Origin of the sequence: Citrobacter sp. wls613, from assembly GCF_005281195.1 — a bacterium.
Lineage (GTDB): Bacteria > Pseudomonadota > Gammaproteobacteria > Enterobacterales > Enterobacteriaceae > Citrobacter > Citrobacter gillenii.
In genome coordinates this window covers 91,402-94,515 of record NZ_SZXN01000056.1, presented here as the reverse complement: position 1 = coordinate 94,515, position 3,114 = coordinate 91,402, and the positions used below count along the sequence as shown (strand labels likewise).

Sequence of the window (3,114 nt, the reverse complement as noted above, 5' to 3'; positions counted from 1 at the left end):
GCCGCCGCGCCATCATCCGGCGCGGGGGGAGTCATATCCTGACTTGCCGCAGCGCTGGTATCTAACGGCACGCTCTGGGCACTGTCTTTACCCGCATTTAGCTCAGCGGAGGATTGATCGGCCATCGTGGTGATCTCTTCCTGCTGCGCTTTATGATTCTGCCACCACCAGGCGCCAGTAAGTCCAACCACGACAAACAGTACCAGCCAAGTAAAGGTCATTAACCAGCCATCACGCTTTTTGCGGCGCTTACCGAGCGAGAAACTCTGCATCGGCGCCACTTTGGCTGGGCGAATCGGAGCCTGTTTTTCCAGCCCTGGCAACAGTTCTTCTTCAGGAATATGCACCAAACGCGCATAGGAACGGATATACCCGCGCAGAAACGTTGAAGCGAGATCGGCTGGCGCCTTATCTTCTTCAATATCGCGTACCGTGGAGACCTTCAGGCACAGTCGTTCCGCGACGGCCTGTTGGCTGAATCCGAGTTGTTCACGGGCATTGCGCAGGCGAACGCCGGTGGAGAGTGCTTCATTTTTGTCGTGCGTGGCTTCAGTATTCATTCGCTACAGCTGCGTAAATATGGGCTCTGGCGCCGGTGAGCCACAATGCTCACCCACACCGCGAAACATCTGGTCAGTTAACCTTGGTCAGACAGTATAAAACGGTCAGACTATCAATGACAAAACAGCGTAAACCTGAGGGCTAAACTCTTGTTGGGCCGCTACATACTGCCTTAAAGTCGACGAAAACGCACCGTTAATATTGACCTGACGAGTATAACAAATGACCGTATGTCACTTACATTGCACTACGGTACATTAATTATACCGTAGTGCACCAACATCAAACGGTCTTGATGTCGATAGCATCACCCTGCATGCGCTTGCGCAGAGTACGCTTGGTACGGTCAATGACGTCACCCGCCAGCTGACCGCAGGCTGCATCAATATCGTCGCCGCGTGTTTTACGCACGATGGTCGTGAAACCATAGCCCATCAACACTTTGGAGAAACGATCGATACGGCTGTTAGAACTCCGTCCGTACGGCGCGCCCGGGAACGGGTTCCATGGGATCAGGTTAATCTTACACGGCGTATCTTTCAGCAGCTCCGCCAGCTGATGCGCGTGCTCGGTACCGTCGTTAATGTGATCTAACATCACATATTCGATGGTGACGCGGCCCTGGTTGGCGTTCGACTTCGAAATGTAGCCACGTACCGACTCAAGGAACGTAGCAATATTGTACTTTTTGTTGATCGGCACGATTTCGTCACGGATTTCATCGTTCGGCGCATGCAGGGAAATCGCCAACGCAACGTCAATCATGTCGCCCAGCTTATCCAGTGCAGGGACCACGCCGGAGGTAGACAGCGTAACACGGCGTTTTGACAGCCCAAAACCGAAGTCATCAAGCATGATTTCCATCGCCGGAACCACGTTGGTCAGGTTCAACAACGGTTCGCCCATGCCCATCATGACCACGTTGGTGATAGGACGCACGCCCGTTGCCTTCACCGCACCGACGATTTTCGCCGCGCGCCAGACCTGGCCGATGATTTCCGATACCCGCAGGTTACGGTTAAAGCCCTGTTGCGCCGTAGAGCAGAATTTACACTCTAATGCACAGCCGACCTGTGAAGACACACACAGGGTGGCGCGATCGTCTTCCGGGATATACACGGTTTCTACGCGCTGGTCGCCAACGGCAATGGCCCATTTGATGGTGCCGTCAGACGAACGCTGCTCTTCCACCACTTCCGGGGCGCGAATTTCAGCGACTTCTTTCAGTTTGTTGCGCAGCACTTTGTTGATGTCAGTCATGTCATCAAAGTTGTCGCTGCAATAGTGGTACATCCATTTCATGACCTGATCGGCACGAAACGGCTTTTCGCCCATCTCTTTGAAGAATTCGCGCATCTGCTGACGGTTCAGATCCAGCAGGTTAATTTTTCCATTTTTATTTGGAACCGCAGCAATGACGACTTCAGAGGTGTTAACTAATTCAGACATAATTTTTTCCGGCCTCGTTGTTACACGTTATGGCCCGTGGAGGGTTGATAAAAAGAAACGCCCCGGCAAGCGGTCTGCTCTTCCGGGGCGTTGCATTGTACAAAGTCTGGCGCAGGGATGCCACGTTTGCACGAAGCATTAGCGAAAATAATATGTAAATGCTAATTCATCTCCAAAGGATTTCGCGTCGCAGGAAGACGGCAAGTTCGAGCATCCCCGGGAGCATAGAAAACTATGTGACCGGGGTAAACGAACGCAGCCAACGCATCGGCGACGTGAAAGACGCAGGAGATCAGCGAGTACGCGGGCAAACCTCGCCTTCGCCAAAGAAATAGGCGATTTCACGCGCCGCAGATTCGACGGAGTCGGAACCGTGGGTGCCGTTCTCGGTGAAGCTGTCAGCGTAATCTGCACGCAGCGTACCTGCCAGCGCATTCGCCGGGTTGGTTGCACCCAGCAGATCGCGGTGACGCTGAACGGCGTTTTCGCTTTCCAGAACGGAAACAACGATCGGACCAGAGGTCATGAATTCAACCAGGCCATCAAAGAACGGTTTGCCGTCGTGCTCGGCATAGAAGCCACGCGCCTGTTCAACGGTCAGGTGCAGCATTTTAGTCCCCACAATTTTGAACCCTGCTGATTCAAAGCGTGCGAAGATGCTTCCAATAACGTTTTTTGCCACCGCATTTGGTTTGATGATGGAAAAAGTACGTTCAATAGCCATGATTACCTCTGAAAAAATTGTTTTGTTGTGGTTTACCTGGCGCGGATTATAAAGAGCATCCCGGCAATTGACTATTGATGAAGGTAACATTTCTTTAAAATAAGATGAATTTCAGCAACAAATAACATCAAGCTGGTCTACTGCAAAGCAAATCTCACCGTGGCAACCTGCCCGCCGTCATCCATAACCAACAGCTGGTACTCTCCTGCGACCGTTAAGCGCAGGGTCAGACTCCGCCCACGTTCTTCCAGCCGCTCACCGTTAAGAAACCACCAGCGTTCGCCTGTCCCACCGCTGGTTTGTAGCGGCACGGAGACCGCTGGTGAACCGGGTAAGCGTTTCACAATCGCGCCATCGCGAACGCCTGTCAACTGCAGCGG

At 52.8% G+C, this 3,114-nt stretch carries 3 protein-coding genes and 1 pseudogene; all 4 read right to left on the bottom strand.

Translation table 11 applies throughout. From position 1 onward, the window contains the following. Positions 1-560, bottom strand: a 560-nt coding sequence (rodZ, locus tag FDX01_RS23730) for a cytoskeleton protein RodZ (protein WP_249360941.1), incomplete at its 3' end; no start/stop codon positions are given. Between the two features lie 283 nt (positions 561-843). Beyond that, positions 844-2,010, bottom strand: a complete 1,167-nt coding sequence (locus FDX01_RS10595) for a bifunctional tRNA (adenosine(37)-C2)-methyltransferase TrmG/ribosomal RNA large subunit methyltransferase RlmN (protein ID WP_115257784.1) — start codon at positions 2,008-2,010, stop codon at positions 844-846. Positions 2,011-2,302: 292 nt separating this feature from the next. Continuing rightward, entirely contained in the window at positions 2,303-2,734 is a 432-nt protein-coding gene (gene ndk / locus FDX01_RS10590; RefSeq protein ID WP_044714626.1) for a nucleoside-diphosphate kinase, read from the bottom strand. Between the two features lie 137 nt (positions 2,735-2,871). Then, positions 2,872-3,114 (bottom strand): annotated as a pseudogene (locus FDX01_RS23725) (penicillin-binding protein 1C); the annotation flags it as partial.

Coding starts and splice junctions, on each gene's coding strand:
- FDX01_RS10595 (WP_115257784.1), bottom strand. CDS start 2,010: ATGTCTGAATTAGTTAACACCTCTGAAGTCGTCATTGCTGCGGTTCCA.
- ndk (WP_044714626.1), bottom strand. CDS start 2,734: ATGGCTATTGAACGTACTTTTTCCATCATCAAACCAAATGCGGTGGCA.